Below are 18,544 nucleotides of genomic sequence, written 5' to 3'. Positions count from 1 at the left end.
CCGGCTTGCCTGTAACGCAGCCAATTTCGAGGTTCCTGCAATGAGTTTGAGTGAAGCGCGTTTCCATGATCTGGTCGACGCGACCCAACAGGCCCTGGAAGACCTGTTCGACGAGAGCGGCATGGACCTGGACATGGAGAACTCCGCCGGCGTCCTTACCGTCAAGTTCGAGGGCGGCGCCCAACTGATCTTCAGCCGCCAGGAGCCGCTGCGCCAGCTGTGGCTGGCCGACCGTTCCGGTGGTTTCCACTTCGACTACGACGAAGAGAGCAAGAAGTGGGTGTGCGAAAAGAGCGAAGAACTGCTGGGCGAAATGCTCGAGCGCATCGTCTGGGAGCGGGCCGGCGAGAAGCTGGACTTCGACGAGATCTGACATGAGCAGCGCCCAGGCTCGGCCGCCCAAGCCGCTTTACAGCAACGTCAGCCCCGCCGTGCCATCGCCGTGCATTAGCGTATGCCGGTTGGACGAACAGCGGGTGTGCACAGGTTGCCACCGGCATGTCGAGCACATCCGCGAATGGCGCTCGGCTGACGACGAACGGCGTCGGCAGATCTGCCGCGAGGCCCAGGCCTTGCGCGATCAGGCTAAGGCACACTGAGCGCAGGGGCTTGAGTATTTACCCGGCTGTGGTAGTGTCGGGTTCTGCGTCGGTGACGCCAAAGCCTTCTCAAACCCCGCCCTTGGGCGGGGTTTTGCTTTATTTGCACATTGAAAACTGCCTGTTCAAAGGAGTCTGACTGGATCATGAGCACCAAGCCTTCCCTCATCCTCACCCGATTGGACGTACAACGTCTGGAGCGTCTGATCGACAGCCTCGACGAGAGTACGCCGGGTGTGCTCGCCTTGCAGGACGAGCTGGACCGCGCCGGGCAGGTGGTCGGTCACGAGGAAGTGCCAGCGGGCGTGGTGACCATGAACTCGCGCGTGCACTGCCGTGAGGAAGCCAGCGGCAAGGATTACCACCTGACGTTGGTTTACCCGAAGGATGCCGGGCCGGAGGGCAAGGTTTCGATCCTGGCGCCCATTGGCTGCGCCTTGCTGGGGTTGTCGGTGGGCGAGCAGATCGACTGGCCGGCACCGGGTGGCAAGACCCTCAAGCTGAAGCTGCTGGAAGTGGAATACCAACCGGAAGCGGCGGGCGATTTCGACCTGTAAGGGCCAAGGGGGCCGCTTTGCGGCCCATCGCGACACAAGGCCGCTTCTACAAGGAATCGCATTCCCCTGTAGGAGCGGCCTTGTGTCGCGATGGGGTGCAAAGCACCCCCGGCAATTCAGGCGCCTTCCGCCAAAACCTGCTCCAGCCCCTCATTCAAAGCCTGCTCCAGCACCCGCTTGTAGCTCAGGTACACCTGCGTCGCCCCCAGCCGGTCATCCAGCAACTCGGATAAATCCAGGTCGGTGATATAGCACTGGTACTGCCCTGCGCCGTGGCGCTGGCCAATGATCTGCCGGGCCACCACCGCATACAGCTGCTCGCCATGCTCCAGCTCGGAAAACTCCTGTTGGTCGCAATACAGCGTTACATGCGCCGCGCCCGCGACCCCGGCCTGGATGATCGCCTGCACCTCATAGTAAGGCTGGTCGCTGCCCTCGATCGGGGCCAGGCGCGGCTCGATGCTGCGTGCCTTGCCTGCGCCAGAGGGCAGAAGCTGCGCATAGTGGATATCCAGCGAGGCCGGCCGCAGGCCGTCGAGCGGCAGGCGGGCATCGCGACGCATCACCACCGAGCGCAGAAAGCGTTGCAGCGGCAGCAGCAAGTGCGTTTCGTCATGCAATGGCAGGCGTTGTTGCCACAGCGCGTTGTACTCATCCAACACATACAGCTCGGCCCAGCCGTCCTGCAGGCGATAGAACACCTGGATACAGGCCGGCCTGCCGTGCTCCAGTACCAGGCGCAGGTCGTGGTCTTGCAGGGCGTTGGCGTCCAGGTACAGCGGGCTGTAGGCGCCGCGCTCTTCGCCCAGGTAGGCTAGCAGCGCCTCATGCTCGTCCAGGGTGGTCAGGCTGACATGCTGGGGTAGCAGCTCCAGTACATGGGTGTGCTGGGCTACCTGCAGCAGGTAGCGATGGTGCAGCCCCTGGTCCAGCAGCAGTTGCACGGTGTCGAAAATCTCCTCTACACGCTGGCCGATGGCCTGGGCGCGGCTCTGGCAGAAGCAGCGCACCCGCACCCGCGGCCGGTGGCCGTGCAGTACCGGGCTGTTGAGGAAATCGCGCAGGCAGCGCACCAGTGCGTGCTCGCCGTCATAGCGCTGGACCAGCACCTCGTTCCAGCTGTTGATGGTGACCTGGTCCAGGGTCAGCACCAGGTTTTCGCGCACGCCGGCGTAGCTCAGCGAGTCGGTGCGCTCGGTGGTCATCAGAATGTTCAGGTCGCGGTGATGGCGCAGCGGGTCGATGGCGACATTGACCAGCAACAGCACCTCGTCGGCAACGCTGGGCTGCAGCAGGCGCACTTCACTGACGGTCGGCAAGGGCAGGGGAATGCTCTGCTGCAGGCAGCCCAGCAGGTTGAACAGCTCGTACTCGCCAAGGTCGCTACTGCCTGGGTGCAGCGCCAGGCGGGTGCTGCTGTCGATCACGCCGTTGCGATGGGCCCAGGCGAGCAGCTCGAGCAGCTCGCGGCAGCGCTTGATCGGGCTGAAGTGCTCCACCTCGTGGGTGCTCAAGTTGCCGCTGTAAAGCTCCCAGTGGTGGTTGCCCGGCTCCTTGCGGTTGGGTGCCTGGACCAAGGTCAAGGTGCCTTCGGCGAGGTCTGGGGCGATACCGGGGTTGATCACTTCGACCTTGCCGGCGCGGCGCTCGAACGCCGCATACAGGCGCCGGCCCAGTACATTGAGGTCGCGCTGGTCGGCGCGGCTGCTGGCGTTCTGGGTGAGCGCGAACTGGCTGAGGAAGCGGTAACTGTGGTTCAGCTCGGCCACCAGTTCGCGGCGCTCGACAGCAACCTGTTGCACTTTCCATTGACGGCGGCTGTCCAGCAAGGCCAGCTGTTGCTGGCTCCAGCCCCACTCGTCGGTCAGGCGCTGCAGCAGCCGGCGTTGCCAGCCCATGCTGCGACCCTGGTCGCTGAGCTTCTTGTTCACCTTGAGGTACAGGCTGCGGCGTACCAGCTCCAGGCGCGCGTGTTCGCCACGTTGCAGCAGGTAGCGTTCGATGCGCCGGTAAACCATCACGTAGGGGTCGAGCTCGTCGAGGTCTAGCTGGTTGGCGAACACGGCCTGCTTGTAGTCCAGGCTCAGGCAGCGCACGGCAGGGTGTTCGCTGGCGTAGGCTTCGGTCAGCAGCAGTTTGAGCAGCGATTTGTAGGGCGAGTCGATACCTTTGAACAGCTGCCACAGGCCGGCGCCGACGAACTCGCCGGGCGGAATGTGCGCCAGGTTGCCGAGGTCGAGGGCGTCATGGCTGCGGATGAACCGCTTGGACAGCAGGGTCTGGGTATAACTGTGGTAGTTGTGTTCCTGATACACCGGCACCAGCCACCATAGCGGTGTGCGCCCGGCCAGCCACAGGGTGGTGCGGTAGAACTCGTCCAGCAGCAAGTAGTGCTGGGTGGTGCCACAGTCGTCGGAGCCGAGCTGGCCATCGCGCTCGCCATGGGCGAAGCCCTGCGTGTCGATCAGGAAAAAGTGTGCTTCGGCTCCCAGGCTTGCCGCCCAGGCCTCCAGTTGCTGGCACTTGCGGCGCAGTTCATCCAACTGGTGTTCGGGCAAGCCGGGTGCGTGGCACACCCACAGGTCCATGTCGCTGTGCTCGGCCTGGGCCAGCGAGCCCAGGCTGCCCATCAGGAACAGGCCGTGAATCGGGCGTGGCGGGTTGCCATGCGCGGCCTTGTAGGTGAACGAGCGCGCCAGGCGCTGGGCCTCCGCCACCAGCTCGACACCTGGCGCATAGCCCGATACGCCGGCAGGCGTACTGCCCGAGACGTAGCCTGGCAACAGCGGGTGGTTTACGTGAAACAGCAGCGGTAGCAGCGTCAGTACCTGTTGCTGACGTGTCGACAGGCCTTCCATTGCCCGCTGCAGCCGCCCTTGGTTTAACTGCAGGAAGCGCGCACGCAATGTCGCCAGGACCTTGCGGTCGATGCCTTCGTCCAGGTCAGGGCGGATTTCGTGAGGGTGGTTCATTGCGCGCTCGGGCAGGCCAGTGAAGCTGTGGCGAGTTTAGCCTGAGTGGCGGGGTCGGATAAGCAGTAATTGTAATTCTGGCGCCATTTTTCCAGCGTTCTCGCGCTCCAGCTTTCGCTGAGCTTCAGGCATGATGGGCGCATTGAGTCCAAGTCGAGAATTTCCGATGCGTGTATGGATCGATGCCGATGCCTGCCCCAAAGCGGCCAGGGATCTGATCGTCAAGTTCGCCCTCAAGCGCAAGTTCGAGGTGGTGATGGTGGCGGGGCAGGCCGTGGCCAAGCCGGCGTTCGCGATCGTGCGCCTGATTGTGGTACCCAGCGGCATGGACGCGGCCGACGATTACCTGGTCGAGCACGCCGTGCCTGGCGAGTTGGTGATCTGCAGTGACGTACCGCTGGCCGACCGCCTGGTGAAAAAGGGCGTGGCGGCACTGGACCCGCGTGGGCGAGAGTTCGACGAACGCAACATGGGCGACCGCCTGGCGGCGCGCAACCTGTTCACCGAGCTGCGCGAGCAGGGCCAGGTGGGGGGCGGGCAGGGCGCTTATGGCGAGCGGGAGAAGCAGGCATTTGCCAATGCGCTGGACCGGATCATTGCCCGGCTGTCCAAGTCCTGAAGAGCTTGCGGTTCTCTGTGGGAACGGCCTTGTGTCGCGAAAGGGGCGCGTTGCGGCCCTTTCGCGAGGCACAGAAGGCCGCGCCGCTTTCGGTGCTTACTCGTGTGTCAGTTCCAGCACCCGGTCCACCAGCTTGTAGATGCCCCCCGCCGCTTCGCTGATCGACTTGGCTTCCATGTAAGCCGGCGTAGTCACCAGTTTGCGCTGGGAGTCTTCGACAATATCGTGCACATCGCACTCCTCATGGGTGCCGCCCATCTTCTCGACCGCCGCCGCCGTGCCGGCGTCGCTGCCGATGGTGCAGACCACGCCCGGCCCGTAGATCTTCGCGGCCAGTGCCGGCGAGATGCAGATCAGCCCAACCGGCTTGCAGGCGTCGGCAAAGGCTTCGGCCAGGGTCAGTACGTCCGGGTTGATGCTGCAGTTGGCACCTTCCACGGCAAAATTGGAGAGGTTCTTTGCCGCCCCAAAACCGCCTGGCACGATCAACGCATCGAAGTCCTCGGCCTTGGCCTCGCGGATGTCCTTGACCTCGCCGCGGGCTATGCGCGCCGATTCCACCAGCACATTACGCGACTCGGGCATTTCCTCGCCGGTCAGGTGGTTGATGACGTGCATCTGTGCAATGTTCGGCGCGAAGCACTGCACCTGCGCACCGCGCTGGTCGAGGCGCAGCAGGGTGATCACGCTTTCGTGGATTTCGGCGCCGTCGTACACGCCACAGCCGGAAAGAATCACCGCTACTTTTTTTGTCATGTTCACTACTCCAGTGTCGAGGCGCTAAATGTCCTCTAGTTTGGCAGATGTCGCCATAGGGATTCCCGCGGGTGCGGCCTAATCTTGGTGGATAACGCCTGAGGTCGTGCCCATGGACCTGATACTGCTGGCCGTGCCGTTCTTCTTTGTGCTGATTGCCGTCGAGCTGGTAGCTGACCGCGTGCGTGGCCAGCGCAATTTCACCCTGGCCGACTCGATCAACAGCCTTAGCACCGGCGCACTGTCGACCAGTACCGGGCTGCTGACCAAAGGGGTAGGGCTGGTCACCTATGCGCTGGCCTTCGAACACCTGGCGGTTTTGCGGTTGCCGGCAGAGGCGTGGTGGGTATGGCTGCTGGCCTTTGTCCTGTACGACTTCTGTTACTACTGGCTGCATCGCCTGGGGCATGAGCGCAACGTGCTGTGGGCCGCACACTCGGTGCATCACCAGAGCGAGGAGTACAACCTCACCACGGCGCTGCGCCAGACCAGTAGCGGGTTCATCTTCTCGTGGCTGTTCTACCTGCCGCTGGCGCTGGTGGGCGTACCGCCACTGGTGTTCATCACCGTGGCCTCGCTCAACCTGCTGTATCAGTTCTGGGTGCATACCCGACACATCCCCAAGCTTGGCTGGCTCGAGTGGGTGTTTATCACACCATCCAACCATCGCGTCCACCATGCGCAAAACCCTGCTTACTTGGATCGCAATTACGGCGGTGTGTTCATTCTCTGGGACCGTCTGTTCGGCACCTTCAAAGAGGAAGACCCGGCCGAGCCGGTGGTGTTCGGGGTGACGACACCGTTGGCCAGCTGGAACCCGTTGTGGGCCAACCTGCAGTTCTATGCCCAGCTCTGGCATGACGCCCGGCACACCGCCAGCCTGTGGGACAAGCTGCGCATCTGGTTCATGCCCACCGGTTGGCGCCCGGCCGACGTGGCTGCGCGCTACCCGCAGGCCAAGCAGGACCTGGCGCTGTTTCGCAAGTTCGAGATTGCCCTGGGCCGCGCGCAACAAGCCTACGTGGCGGCGCAGTTCGTGGTGTATGTGGCTTTGGGCAGCTACCTGATGGATGTGGCCGACCGCGTGCCGATCGCCGCGCTGGTGCTCGGCTGGTCGCTGATGGCGTTTGGTCTGTTCGTGCTGGGCGCTTTGCTGGAGAACCGGCGCTGGGCTGCGCGCCTGGAGCTGGCGCGGCTGCTGCTGAATGCGCCGGCGTTGTACCTGGCCGGCGCCTTGGGCTTAGCGGTGGTCGCGCCGCTGGCCTGGTTCCTGCTCGTGGCTTACAGCTTGCTCAGCCTCTGGGGCCTGGGCCAGGCCCGCCGCCTTGCGCTCCGCGCGCAGGGTGCGGAAGCGCCGACGCAGCCACAGCAGGCCGCCCAGCGCCACCAGGCCGCCGAGCACCCATAGCTCGTAACGTTTCACGTTGCCCAGCAGGCCTTCGAGAATGGCGCCGAAGTGGTACGCGGCCGCGCCCAGGGCGATTGCCCAGATAGCCGCGCCAATGCCGTTCAGCAGCAGATAGCGGCGGGGTGGATAGCCCGACAGGCCAATGGCCACCGGCATGACCGTGCGCAGGCCATAGACGAAGCGAAAACTCAGCACCCAGATATCAGGATGGCGGCGGATGTGGTCCAGCGCCCGGTCACCCATTGCCTGCCAGCGCGGCTTGCGCGCCAGGATCCTGCGCCCGTGGCGGCGGCCCATGAAGTACCACAGCTGATCGCCCGCGTAGCTGCCGAAGAAGGCCACCAGGCACACCAGCTTGATGTCCATGTAACCACGGAACGCAAGGAAACCCGCAAGCACCAGGATGGTCTCGCCTTCGAAGAAGGTGCCTAGAAAAAGGGCAAAGTAGCCGAAATCCTGCAGGAATTGTTGAAGCATTTTCTGAGGTGCTGGCGAAATGAACGCGAAGCCTACCCCTTCGCGCGCAATCGTGAAAGTGTCCAAATGTGTCTCGACGTGAACAATTCCTACACAGACAATGCCAGAGGCCACGCGCCATGGCTTGCCCTGGTGTGTAACACAGGCGTCATAATGGGCGCTTATCTTGCCGCTCAATTGATGATAGGGCGTTAACGTCCTCAGGAACGCCAGATGAATAATGAAGTGCTCACCCCTGTCGCGATCAAGGATGCCCAGGAGCTCCCAGAAGAGATGGTGCAGACCCCGCCTGACCTGCCGCCGGCGCCCGAGCCCGTAGCGGAGCAGGCGGCCGAGCCTGTGGCCCCGGTGCCCGCACCGGCCCCGGCAATCACTGTCCCTGGCCTGGACGACAGCAGCCTGTACATTCATCGCGAACTCTCGCAGTTGCAGTTCAACATCCGTGTGCTGGAACAGGCACTGGACGAGAACTACCCGTTGCTTGAACGGCTCAAGTTCCTGCTGATCTTCTCCAGCAACCTCGATGAGTTCTTCGAGATCCGCGTGGCCGGGTTGAAGAAGCAGATCAATTTTGCCCGTGAACAGGCCGGTGCCGATGGCTTGCAGCCGCACCAGGCGTTGGCGCGTATCAGCGAACTGGTGCACATCGAGGTAGAGCGCCAGTACGCGATCCTCAATGACGTGCTGCTGCCGGAGCTGGAAAAGCATCAGATTCGCTTCATTCGCCGTCGTTACTGGACGCCCAAACTCAAGACCTGGGTGCGCCGCTATTTCCGCGACGAAATCGCCCCGATCATCACCCCGATCGGCCTCGACCCGACCCACCCGTTCCCGTTGCTGGTGAACAAGAGCCTCAACTTCATCGTCGAGCTTGAGGGTGTGGACGCCTTCGGTCGCGATTCGGGCTTGGCGATCATCCCTGCCCCACGCCTGCTGCCACGGGTCATCCGCGTGCCTGAAGAGGTGGGTGGCCCGGGTGCCAACTACGTGTTCCTGTCGTCGATGATCCACGCGCACGCCGACGACCTGTTCCAGGGCATGAAGGTGAAGGGCTGCTACCAGTTCCGCCTCACCCGTAACGCCGACCTGGCGCTGGACTCCGAAGAAGTCGACGACCTGGCCCGTGCTCTGCGTGGTGAGCTGTTCTCGCGCCGTTACGGCGATGCCGTGCGCCTGGAAGTGGCCGACACCTGCCCGAAACACCTGTCGGACTACCTGCTCAAGCAGTTCAGCCTCAGCGAAAGCGAGCTGTACCAGGTCAATGGCCCGGTCAACCTCACCCGCCTGTTCAGCATTACCGGCCTGGACAGCCACCCGGAGCTTCAGTACACGCCGTTCACCCCGGCAATCCCCAAGCTGCTGGTGAACGCCGACAACATTTTCAGCGTGATCAGCAAGCAGGACATCCTGCTGATGCACCCGTTCGAGTCCTTCACCCCGGTGGTCGACCTGCTGCGCCAGGCCGCCAAGGACCCGCATGTGCTCGCCGTGCGCCAGACCCTGTACCGCTCCGGGGCCAACTCGGAAATCGTCGACGCCCTGGTGGACGCGGCGCGTAACGGCAAGGAGGTCACTGCGGTGATCGAGTTGCGTGCGCGCTTCGACGAAGAGTCCAACCTGCAGATGGCCAGCCGCCTGCAAGCGGCCGGTGCGGTGGTGATCTACGGCGTGGTCGGGTTCAAGACCCACGCCAAGATGATGCTGATCCTGCGCCGCGAACAGGGCGAGATCGTGCGTTATGCGCACCTGGGTACCGGCAACTACCACGCCGGCAACGCCCGCCTGTACACCGACTACAGCCTGCTGACCTCTGACGACGCCCTCACCGAGGACGTTGGCAAGCTGTTCAGCCAGCTGATCGGCATGGGCAAGACCCTGCGCATGAAGAAGCTGCTGCACGCGCCGTTCACCCTGAAAAAGGGCATGCTCGACATGATCGCGCGGGAAACCCAGTTCGCCCTCGAAGGCAAGCCGGCGCACATCATCGCCAAGTTCAACTCGCTGACCGACGCCAAGGTCATCAAGGCGCTGTACAAGGCCAGCCAGTCAGGTGTGAAAATCGACCTGGTGGTGCGCGGCATGTGCTGCTTGCGCCCAGGTATTCCGGGGGTTTCGCACAACATCCAGGTGCGCTCGATCATCGGCCGCTTCCTCGAGCACACGCGGGTGTTCTACTTCCTCAATGGCGGCGAAGAGCAGATCTACCTGTCCAGCGCCGACTGGATGGAGCGCAACCTCGACAAGCGCGTCGAGACCTGCTTCCCGGTGGAAGGCAAGAAGTTGTTGCTGCGGGTGAAGAAGGAGCTGGAAGGCTACCTGACCGACAACACCCACGCCTGGACGTTGCAGCCAGACGGGCGCTACGTGCGTAGCACCCCGACCGGCAACCAGAACCCGCGCAGTGCCCAGGCGACCCTGCTGGAGCGCCTGAGCAACCCGGTCCTCAACGTACGCTGAGGACGAAGCCGACCCGGGCCAGCCACTCCGCCTCGTTGGCGAAGTCGGCCTGGGTCAGCTGGTTCTGCTCCAGCCAACCTTCAGGGAAAGCTACATCCAGGCTGTTGTCGCCGCCCTTGAGCTCTACCTTTGGCATCTGCTGGGTGCCGCGAATGTGGTGGAACAGAATGGCAAAGCGCAGCAGCACGCACAGGCGCAGCAGCTTGACCCCTTCATCACCCAGCTCAGCGTAACGGTCCTTGGGGATGTTGCGACGGTGGCCGCGCACCAGCAGGGCCATCATCTGCTGATCTTCGCGAGAAAAGCCCGACAGGTCGGAGTGCTCGATCAGGTAGGCGCCATGCTTGTGGTAGTGATAGTGGGCAATGTCTAGCCCTATTTCGTGTATTTTCGCGGCCCAGCCAAGCAGATCGCGCCAATTTCCGTCTTTAAGGTCCCAGGCGTCGGCCACTTGGTCGAAGGCGTGCAATGCCTTGCGTTCCACACGCGCAGCCTGGCCCTGGTCCACGTGGTAGCGCTCCATCAGCGAGTTCAAGGTGCGTTCGCGCACATCCTCGTGGTGGTGACGGCCGAGCAGGTCGAACAGCACACCTTCGCGCAGGGCACCGTCACAGTGGTCCATGCGCTGCAGCTCCAGGGCATCGAAGATCGCTTCGAGAATCGCAAGGCCTGCGGGGAAGATGGTCCGGCGGTCCGGCTTGACGCCGTCGAAGTCGATCTTGTCGACCTCGCCCAGTTTGAACAGCTTGCGCTTGACCCAGGCCAGGCCTTCGGCGTTGACCTCGCCATTGCCCAGGCCGCCGGCCTTGATGGCGGCGCCGATGGCGCGAATGGTCCCGGACGAGCCAATGGCCTCGTCCCAGGTCAGGCGGTGCAGGGCATTTTCGATACTCATCAGCTCCAGGCGCGCGGCGGTGTACGCCTGGGCATAGCGGGCCGGAGTGATCTTGCCATCGCGGAAGTAGCGCTGGGTAAAGCTTACGCAACCCATCTGCAGGCTTTCGCGCAGCAGCGGCTCGAAACGCTGGCCGATGATGAACTCGGTACTGCCGCCACCGATGTCTGCCACCAGGCGCTTGCCGGGGGTATCGGCCAGGGTGTGCGATACGCCCAGGTAGATCAGGCGCGCTTCTTCACGGCCGGAGATGACCTCGACCGGGTGGCCGAGGATGGCCTCGGCGCGCTGGATGAATTCGTTGCGGTTGCGCGCTTCGCGCAAGGCGTTGGTACCGACGATGCGTACGGAGCCTGCCGGCATGCCGTTGATCAGTTGAGAAAAGCGCTTGAGGCAATCCAGGCCTCTTTCCATAGACTCTTCACTGAGCTTGCGCTCTTCGTCGATGCCGGCGGCTAGCTGAACCTTCTCGCCGAGCCGCTCAAGGATACGGATTTCGGTATGGTGGGCCTTGGCCACGACCATATGAAAACTGTTGGAGCCAAGGTCGATGGCGGCGATCAGGGACAGGTTCTTCGCGATGGTATGCGGCATGATCTGGTTGTTCTCGGTCGTTAACCTGGCAATCGTGCCACGATAGCAGGCTGTCGCCAACGCGTGACACTCAGCCGGTGTGCTGGCCTTGATGCAAGGCAATGTGCCATTCGATTCTATGACGGCGACATGACAGTTTCGATTCGCGGCTTCTTGCACAACTATAGTTACACTCAATCGTCCGCGGCTTCCTGTAGGCGGCGGGGGCGGCTATGATGGGCAACGTTTTTTATTGCTTACGACCTTGGAGATTTCCATGAGCGACAAAATCAAACACGTCACCGACGCCAGCTTCGAAGCCGACGTACTGCAGGCTCAAGGCCCGGTGCTGGTCGACTACTGGGCTGAATGGTGCGGCCCATGCAAGATGATCGCTCCGGTTCTGGACGACATCGCTGCCACCTACGAGGGCAAACTGACCGTCGCCAAGCTGAACATCGACGAGAACCAGGAAACCCCGGCCAAGCACGGCGTGCGCGGTATCCCGACGCTGATGCTGTTCAAGAACGGCAACGTCGAAGCCACCAAGGTTGGCGCTTTGTCCAAATCGCAGCTGGCCGCGTTCCTCGACGCCCACCTGTGATGTGAAAAGGCCCCGCAAATGCGGGGCTTTTCTTTTTCAGAGCACTAGACGCAGAAAAAAGCAAGTGTTACATTCGGCCTCGCACTGCTTTTCCAGTGCCCTCTACACGCCGTCGCCGAAGCATCCCTAATTCGAATCAGTACGCGATCCTGTCGCCATCTAGCGGCGCGGCCTCATTAAGCCAGAAGCTTAATTCTCCCTTCTTACATGATTACGTCACTCCCCTTATGAACCTGACTGAACTCAAGCAAAAGCCGATTACCGATCTTTTGGAAATGGCCGAACAGATGGGCATCGAAAACATGGCCCGTTCGCGCAAACAGGACGTGATTTTCGCCCTGCTGAAGAAGCATGCGAAAAGCGGCGAAGAGATCTCGGGTGACGGCGTGCTGGAGATTCTCCAGGATGGTTTCGGTTTCCTGCGTTCGGCTGATGCGTCCTACCTGGCCGGCCCAGACGATATCTACGTCTCGCCCAGCCAGATCCGCCGTTTCAACCTGCGTACCGGCGACACCATCGTCGGCAAGATCCGCCCACCGAAGGAAGGGGAGCGTTACTTCGCCCTGCTGAAGGTCGATACCATCAACTTCGACCGCCCGGAAAACGCGAAGAACAAGATCCTGTTCGAAAACCTGACGCCGCTGTTCCCGAACAAGCGCCTGAAGATGGAGGCCGGCAACGGCTCCACCGAAGACTTGACCGGCCGCGTCATCGACCTGTGCGCCCCGATCGGCAAAGGCCAGCGCGGCCTGATCGTTGCCCCGCCAAAAGCGGGCAAGACGATCATGCTGCAGAACATCGCGGCCAACATCACCCGTAACAATCCCGAGTGCCACCTGATCGTCCTGCTGATCGACGAGCGCCCGGAAGAAGTGACCGAAATGCAGCGCACCGTGCGCGGCGAAGTGGTTGCTTCCACCTTCGACGAGCCGCCAACCCGCCACGTGCAGGTTGCCGAAATGGTGATCGAGAAGGCCAAGCGCCTGGTCGAGCACAAGAAGGACGTGGTCATTCTGCTGGACTCCATCACCCGTCTGGCGCGTGCCTACAACACCGTGATCCCGAGCTCCGGCAAGGTGCTGACCGGTGGTGTCGATGCCCACGCCCTGGAGAAGCCGAAGCGTTTCTTCGGTGCTGCGCGTAACATCGAGGAAGGCGGCTCGCTGACCATCATCGCCACCGCGCTGGTCGAAACCGGCTCGAAGATGGACGAAGTGATCTACGAAGAGTTCAAGGGCACCGGCAACATGGAGCTGCCGCTGGACCGCCGCATCGCCGAGAAGCGTGTGTTCCCGGCCATCAACATCAACCGCTCCGGTACCCGCCGCGAAGAGTTGCTGACTGCCGACGACGAACTGCAGCGCATGTGGATCCTGCGCAAGCTGCTGCACCCGATGGACGAAATCGCCGCCATCGAGTTCTTGGTCGACAAGCTCAAGCAGACCAAGACCAACGACGAGTTCTTCCTGTCGATGAAGCGCAAGTAAGATCGTCGTACCACGCAAAGGCCGGGGAAACCCGGCTTTTTGCTATCTGTATTTTGGCTATTGCGGCCCTATCGGCGCTACACTCTGCACCCCCGACCGATACGGCCAACACGAGGCTCCTGCATGCAGTATCGCGACTTGCGCGACTTCATCCGTGGCCTGGAACAGCGCGGCGAGCTCAAGCGCATCCAGGTTCCGATCTCCCCCGTCCTGGAAATGACCGAGGTCTGCGACCGCACCCTGCGTGCCAAAGGCCCGGCGTTGCTGTTCGAAAAGCCCACCGGTTTCGACATCCCGGTGCTGGGCAACCTGTTCGGCACCCCGGAGCGGGTGGCCATGGGCATGGGCGCCGAGTCGGTCGATGAGCTGCGGGAAATCGGCAAGCTGCTGGCCTTCCTCAAGGAGCCCGAGCCGCCCAAGGGCCTGAAGGACGCCTGGTCGAAGCTGCCGATCTTCAAGAAGGTCGTGTCGATGGCGCCGAAAGTGGTCAAGGACGCGGTGTGCCAGGAAGTGGTGGTCGAGGGTGACGATGTCGACCTCGGCGCTCTGCCGATCCAGCACTGCTGGCCAGGCGACGTGGCGCCGCTGATCACCTGGGGCCTTACCGTGACCCGTGGCCCGAACAAGGACCGCCAGAACCTGGGCATCTACCGCCAGCAGGTGATCGGCCGCAACAAGGTCATCATGCGCTGGCTGAGCCACCGTGGCGGTGCCTTGGATTACCGTGAGTGGTGCGAGAAGAATCCCGGCCAGCCGTTCCCGGTCGCCGTGGCCCTGGGCGCTGACCCCGCGACCATCCTCGGTGCCGTGACCCCGGTGCCGGACACCCTCTCCGAGTACGCCTTTGCCGGCCTGCTGCGCGGCAATCGCACCGAGCTGGTCAAGTGCCGCGGCAGCAACCTGCAGGTACCGGCCACCGCCGAAATCATTCTGGAAGGCGTGATCCACCCAGGCGAAATGGCCCCGGAAGGCCCCTATGGCGACCACACTGGCTACTACAACGAAGTGGACAGCTTCCCGGTGTTCACTGTCGAGCGCATCACCCACCGGCACAAACCGATCTACCACAGCACCTACACCGGTCGGCCGCCAGATGAGCCGGCGATTCTCGGTGTGGCACTGAACGAAGTGTTCGTGCCGATCCTGCAAAAGCAGTTCCCGGAAATCACCGATTTCTACCTGCCGCCGGAAGGCTGCTCGTACCGCATGGCGGTGGTGACCATGAAAAAGCAGTATCCGGGCCATGCCAAGCGCGTAATGCTGGGTGTGTGGTCGTTCCTGCGACAGTTCATGTACACCAAGTTCGTTATTGTCACCGATGACGATATCAACGCCCGCGACTGGAACGATGTGATCTGGGCCATTACCACGCGCATGGACCCCAAGCGTGATACGGTGATGATCGACAACACGCCGATCGACTACCTGGACTTCGCGTCGCCGGTATCGGGCCTGGGGTCGAAGATGGGCCTGGACGCCACGCACAAGTGGCCGGGCGAGACTACACGCGAATGGGGACGGGTTATCGTCAAGGACGAAGCCGTCACCCGCCGTATCGATGAGCTGTGGGATCAGTTGGGAATAGATTGATGCAGGTAACGTTGCAGCCGTCCGGGGCGGTGCTGGCGCTCGAACCCGGGGAACGGATCCTGGATGGAGCGCGGCGGCTGGGCTATGACTGCCCGAACAGCTGCCGCAATGGCAATTGCCATGTCTGCGCCGCGTTATTGGTCGAAGGCCGGGTACGCCAGGAAGGCGAAGTCCGCGACCATGGCGAGTTGTTCACCTGCATTGCCGAACCGCTGGAGGATTGCGTGTTGCTCTGGGATGGTGTGCTCGCCTTGGGCGAGCTGCCGGTGCGCAAGCTGGCGTGCAGCGTCAGCGAATGCGTCGACGTTGGTGGCGACGTCTGGCGGGTGCGTTTGCGCGCGCCGGCCGGCAAGCCACCGCGCTACCACGCCGGGCAGTACCTGATGATCGAGCGTGAGGGTGGCAAGCAGGCCGCTTTTTCGCTGGCCTCCGCCCCCCACGCCGGGCGTGAGCTGGAGCTGCACGTGCTGGCGCGAGAGCCCAGCGCACAGCAACTGATCGAGCAACTCAAGCGTGACGGTCTGGCACGTATCGAAATGCCGTTTGGCGACACCCACCTGGCCGAGTTGCCCGACGGGCCGTTGGTGCTGATTGCCGCCGGTACCGGCATGGGCCAGATGCACAGCCTGCTCGAGCATTGCCGAGCCAATGGCTTCAAGCACCCGGTACACCTGTACTGGGGCGTGCGCCGGCCCGAAGACTTCTATCAGATCGAGCACTGGGACGAATGGCAGCGCCTGCCTAACCTGTTCCTGCACCAGGTGGTCAGCGACCTGTGCGGCTGGGAAGGCCGTTGCGGCATGTTGCATGAAGCGGTTTGCGAAGACATTGAAGACCTCAACAGCGTGCATGTGTATGCCAGCGGTTCGCCGAACATGATCTACGCCACCCTCGACGCCCTGGTCGAGGCCGGTATGGATGCGCACCGCATGCGTGCCGATGTGTTTGCCTACGCGCCACGTGGTTAATAACCAAAGTTTGCAAGTATGGGTATAAGGCGGTAATTGTTACCGCCTTGGCCATTAACTTTCACAGTGGCTGAAACAGTATTTCCCAGTCGTCGGAACCGCGCATGAAACACTGACGCGAGGGCTTGAGTATTCCTGCAATTCTGGCCTATGGTTACTGCAAGCGCCCCGGGTAAAGCGGCCTGGGGCTGCAGCGTAATCGAATTTCGCTACATCCGTAGTTCACAGGGATAATGGCGGCAGCTTATGTCGGCACTTGAAAGTATGTCCTGGGAAGTTTCATATCCTCCGGCACTCGACTTCGGTCAGCAACATACTCACGATCAGTTGTTCAACTCCATGAAGACGACCATGTCTCGGCATCAGGGCGGGCCTGTGTGGCTGTTCGCTTATGGTTCGTTGATTTGGCGCCCCGAGTGCAATTCGGTGGAACGTCAGCGCGCGCGGGTGCATGGTTATCACCGGGGCTTGTACCTGTGGTCGCACGAACACCGTGGCACCCCGGAAACCCCTGGGCTGGTGTTTGGCCTGGACCGTGGTGGCTCCTGCAGCGGCTTTGCCTATCGGCTGGATGAAAGCAGCCTGGATGACTCGCTGATGGCCCTATGGCAACGGGAGATGCCGTACCCGGCCTACCGGCCGCACTGGCTTAGCTGCCGGTTGGGCGATGGCAGCAAGGTGCAGGCATTGGGCTTTGTGCTGGAGCGGCATTTACCCTGTTATGCGGGGAATCTGCCGGATACCTTGCTCAGCCAGATTCTGGCCAGTGCCAAGGGGCGTTATGGCACCACGCGCGACTATGTGGAGCAGACGTTGAATGCCTTGCGCAGCCACCAGATGCCCGATCGCAACCTGGAGGCGCGGTTCCGGCGTTGCCATAACCTGCGCGAAGTGTGAACAACCTCTACCGGCCTCTTCGCGGGTTTTTCTGCGAAGAGGCCTGAACTGCCTTACTTGGCCAACACCACCAACTTACCCACAGCCTGGCGCTGCCCCAGCTTCTCGATGGCGGCCCCAGCCTCGGCCAGTGGATAAGTCTGCGACACCAATGGCTTCAACTTGCCCTCGGCATGCCAGGCAAACAGCTGCTTGAAGTTGGCTGCATTATCCTGCGGCTGGCGCTGGGCAAACGCGCCCCAGAACACCCCCAGCACCGCCGCACCCTTGAGCAGTACCAGGTTGGCCGCCAGCTGGGGAATGCTGCCGCTGGCAAAACCCACCACCAGCAGCCGGCCATTCCAGGCCAACCCGCGTACCGCTTGCTCGAATAGCTCGCCACCGACCGGGTCGTAGATCACGTCGACCCCCTGGCCGCCGGTCAGGCGCTTGATTTCTTCGCGCAGGCTGGCCTGGCTGTAGTCGATCAGCTCATCCGCCCCGGCCGCTTTGGCCACGGCCAGTTTCTCGGCACTGCTGGCTGCCGCGATCACTCGCGCGCCCATGGCCTTGCCGATTTCCACCGCCGCCAGCCCGACCCCACCGGAAGCGCCCAGCACCAGCAAGGTCTCGCCTGCTTGTAACTGACCGCGCTGACGCAGGGCGTGCATCGAGGTGCCGTAGGTCATGCCGAACGCCGCAGCGGTGGTGAAGTCCATGCTCGCCGGGATCGGCAGCACGTTGTAGAAAGGCACCGCCACCTGCTCGGCGAACGCACCCCAGCCGGTCAGCGCCATGACCCGGTCGCCCACCTTGAACGTGCCAGCCTTTTCCCCGACTGCAGCCACCACCCCCGCCGCTTCGCCGCCAGGGGAGAACGGTAGTGGAGGTTGGAACTGGTACTTGCCTTCGATGATCAGCGTGTCGGGGAAGTTGACCCCGGCAGCCTGCACGTCCAGCAGGATCTCGTTTTTCTTCGGCTGCGGGCTGGCCACGTCTTCCAGTACCAGATCGCGCGCCGGACCCAGGGTTTTGCACAACACGGCTTTCATCGGGGCTATTCCTTTGCGGGTAATGGCCGATAAGTGTAGGAGGGCCGCTTGCCGGGTCAACGAGCATGGCCTGCCCTGATGGGCCGGCATAAGCCCGGGCTTGGGTTTGAGCGGTGTGCTGGGTAAGCTGGCGCCAACTGTATTGAGGAGCGAATTCGTGAAAGCGTTGATCTTGATGGTGCTGGCGTTGCTGCTGCCGGCTGCGGCCATGGCCGAAGAAGCCAAGGAAGGGGCGCCCAAGGTCGCCTACATCAGCCTGAGCCCGCCCTTTGTCGGCAACTATGCCCTCGACGGCGGCCCGCGGCTGCGGGTGTACAAGGCCGACGTGGCCCTGCGCGTGACCGGCGACGAAGCAGCCAAGGCGGTGCAGCACCACGAGCCATTGATCCGTAATCAGCTGGTGGCACTGTTCACCCAGCAGACGGTTGACAGCATGAGCAACGTCGAGGCCAAGGAGCACCTTCGCCAAGAAGCGCTGAAACAAGTGCAGCAGGTGCTGGAAGCGGAAGAGGGCAAGCCGATTGTTGAAGACTTGCTGTTCAACAACCTGATCGTGCAGTGATCAACTGTGGGAGCGGGCGAGCCCGCGAACACCGGCGAAGCCGGTGCCATTCACCGCACTGCCTGCTTCGCGGGCTCGCCCGCTCCCACAGG

General features: G+C 62.5%; 16 protein-coding genes and 1 pseudogene. 12 read left to right on the top strand and 5 right to left on the bottom strand.

The genetic code is table 11. The features are described from left to right. The first annotated feature begins 40 nt into the window (after positions 1 to 40). The 3 genes from cyaY (at position 41) to rnk (ending at position 1,156) form a co-directional block, all read left to right on the top strand. Positions 41 to 373: an iron donor protein CyaY gene (gene cyaY, locus ACNQP3_RS28155; protein ID WP_012274777.1), complete on the top strand. Its 333-nt coding sequence runs from the start codon at positions 41 to 43 to the stop codon at positions 371 to 373. A 1-nt stretch (position 374) separates the two neighbouring features. After that, positions 375 to 599 (top strand): DUF1289 domain-containing protein, encoded by a 225-nt coding sequence (locus ACNQP3_RS28150; protein ID WP_012274776.1) that lies wholly within the window; start codon positions 375 to 377, stop codon positions 597 to 599. A 146-nt stretch (positions 600 to 745) separates the two neighbouring features. After that, positions 746 to 1,156 carry a nucleoside diphosphate kinase regulator gene (rnk, locus tag ACNQP3_RS28145; RefSeq protein WP_012274775.1) on the top strand — a complete coding sequence of 137 codons (411 nt, stop codon included), beginning with the start codon at positions 746 to 748 and terminating at the stop codon, positions 1,154 to 1,156. Between the two features lie 116 nt (positions 1,157 to 1,272). Here rnk and ACNQP3_RS28140 read toward each other — a convergent pair whose 3' ends face one another. Next, positions 1,273 to 4,128 carry a class I adenylate cyclase gene (locus tag ACNQP3_RS28140; protein ID WP_264316655.1) on the bottom strand — a complete coding sequence of 952 codons (2,856 nt, stop codon included), beginning with the start codon at positions 4,126 to 4,128 and terminating at the stop codon, positions 1,273 to 1,275. Positions 4,129 to 4,294: 166 nt separating this feature from the next. On the opposite strand from ACNQP3_RS28140, the gene ACNQP3_RS28135 reads away from it, so the two are divergent. Then, on the top strand, positions 4,295 to 4,747 hold the full coding sequence (locus tag ACNQP3_RS28135; RefSeq protein ID WP_012274773.1) for a YaiI/YqxD family protein: 453 nt from the start codon (positions 4,295 to 4,297) through the stop codon (positions 4,745 to 4,747). Between the two features lie 96 nt (positions 4,748 to 4,843). Here the strand turns inward: ACNQP3_RS28135 and elbB are convergent, their stop codons facing one another. Continuing rightward, positions 4,844 to 5,503: an isoprenoid biosynthesis glyoxalase ElbB gene (gene elbB / locus ACNQP3_RS28130; RefSeq protein ID WP_012274772.1), complete on the bottom strand. Its 660-nt coding sequence runs from the start codon at positions 5,501 to 5,503 to the stop codon at positions 4,844 to 4,846. 112 nt (positions 5,504 to 5,615) lie between these two features. On the opposite strand from elbB, the pseudogene ACNQP3_RS28125 reads away from it, so the two are divergent. Beyond that, a pseudogene (locus tag ACNQP3_RS28125) lies at positions 5,616 to 6,242 on the top strand (sterol desaturase family protein); the annotation flags it as partial. A gap of 501 nt (positions 6,243 to 6,743) precedes the next feature. Here ACNQP3_RS28125 and ACNQP3_RS28120 read toward each other — a convergent pair. Further along, on the bottom strand, positions 6,744 to 7,388 hold the full coding sequence (locus ACNQP3_RS28120; RefSeq protein ID WP_151884243.1) for a DedA family protein: 645 nt from the start codon (positions 7,386 to 7,388) through the stop codon (positions 6,744 to 6,746). 213 nt (positions 7,389 to 7,601) lie between these two features. Here ACNQP3_RS28120 and ppk1 point away from each other — a divergent pair, with 213 nt between their 5' ends. Continuing rightward, positions 7,602 to 9,845 (top strand): polyphosphate kinase 1, encoded by a 2,244-nt coding sequence (ppk1, locus tag ACNQP3_RS28115; protein WP_060515343.1) that lies wholly within the window; start codon positions 7,602 to 7,604, stop codon positions 9,843 to 9,845. Here the strand turns inward: ppk1 and ppx are convergent. Then, positions 9,832 to 11,334, bottom strand: coding sequence for an exopolyphosphatase (gene ppx / locus ACNQP3_RS28110; protein WP_012274769.1), 1,503 nt, complete (start codon positions 11,332 to 11,334; stop codon positions 9,832 to 9,834). The two genes, ppk1 and ppx, sit on opposite strands and share 14 nt — an antisense overlap. Positions 11,335 to 11,590: 256 nt before the next feature. Here ppx and trxA point away from each other — a divergent pair, with 256 nt between their 5' ends. The 5 genes from trxA (at position 11,591) to ACNQP3_RS28085 (ending at position 16,859) form a co-directional block, all read left to right on the top strand. Then, positions 11,591 to 11,917 carry a thioredoxin TrxA gene (trxA, locus tag ACNQP3_RS28105; RefSeq protein ID WP_012274768.1) on the top strand — a complete coding sequence of 109 codons (327 nt, stop codon included), beginning with the start codon at positions 11,591 to 11,593 and terminating at the stop codon, positions 11,915 to 11,917. A gap of 227 nt (positions 11,918 to 12,144) precedes the next feature. Next, positions 12,145 to 13,404 (top strand): transcription termination factor Rho, encoded by a 1,260-nt coding sequence (rho, locus tag ACNQP3_RS28100; protein ID WP_003253661.1) that lies wholly within the window; start codon positions 12,145 to 12,147, stop codon positions 13,402 to 13,404. A gap of 123 nt (positions 13,405 to 13,527) precedes the next feature. Next, on the top strand, positions 13,528 to 14,994 hold the full coding sequence (gene ubiD / locus ACNQP3_RS28095) for a 4-hydroxy-3-polyprenylbenzoate decarboxylase (protein ID WP_012274767.1): 1,467 nt from the start codon (positions 13,528 to 13,530) through the stop codon (positions 14,992 to 14,994). Further along, a complete protein-coding gene (locus tag ACNQP3_RS28090; RefSeq protein WP_264316654.1) occupies positions 14,994 to 15,962 on the top strand; it encodes a CDP-6-deoxy-delta-3,4-glucoseen reductase in 969 nt (322 codons plus the stop codon). The genes ubiD and ACNQP3_RS28090 overlap by 1 nt, the downstream gene beginning before the upstream one ends. A 246-nt stretch (positions 15,963 to 16,208) precedes the next feature. Further along, complete coding sequence (locus tag ACNQP3_RS28085; protein ID WP_012274765.1) at positions 16,209 to 16,859, top strand: gamma-glutamylcyclotransferase; 651 nt, start codon at positions 16,209 to 16,211, stop codon at positions 16,857 to 16,859. Between the two features lie 53 nt (positions 16,860 to 16,912). Here ACNQP3_RS28085 and ACNQP3_RS28080 read toward each other — a convergent pair whose 3' ends face one another. After that, on the bottom strand, positions 16,913 to 17,890 hold the full coding sequence (locus tag ACNQP3_RS28080; protein WP_012274764.1) for an NADPH:quinone oxidoreductase family protein: 978 nt from the start codon (positions 17,888 to 17,890) through the stop codon (positions 16,913 to 16,915). 157 nt (positions 17,891 to 18,047) lie between these two features. Between ACNQP3_RS28080 and ACNQP3_RS28075 the strand changes: the two genes are divergently transcribed. Beyond that, positions 18,048 to 18,452 (top strand): flagellar basal body-associated protein FliL, encoded by a 405-nt coding sequence (locus ACNQP3_RS28075; protein ID WP_012274763.1) that lies wholly within the window; start codon positions 18,048 to 18,050, stop codon positions 18,450 to 18,452. Positions 18,453 to 18,544: the final 92 nt, after the last annotated feature.

It is taken from the genome of Pseudomonas sp. LFS074, from assembly GCF_047978165.1.
In the GTDB taxonomy this organism is placed as follows: domain Bacteria; phylum Pseudomonadota; class Gammaproteobacteria; order Pseudomonadales; family Pseudomonadaceae; genus Aquipseudomonas; species Aquipseudomonas putida_P.
The sequence above is the reverse complement of the archived record's forward strand: the minus strand, read 5'-3'. Positions and strand labels throughout refer to the sequence as shown.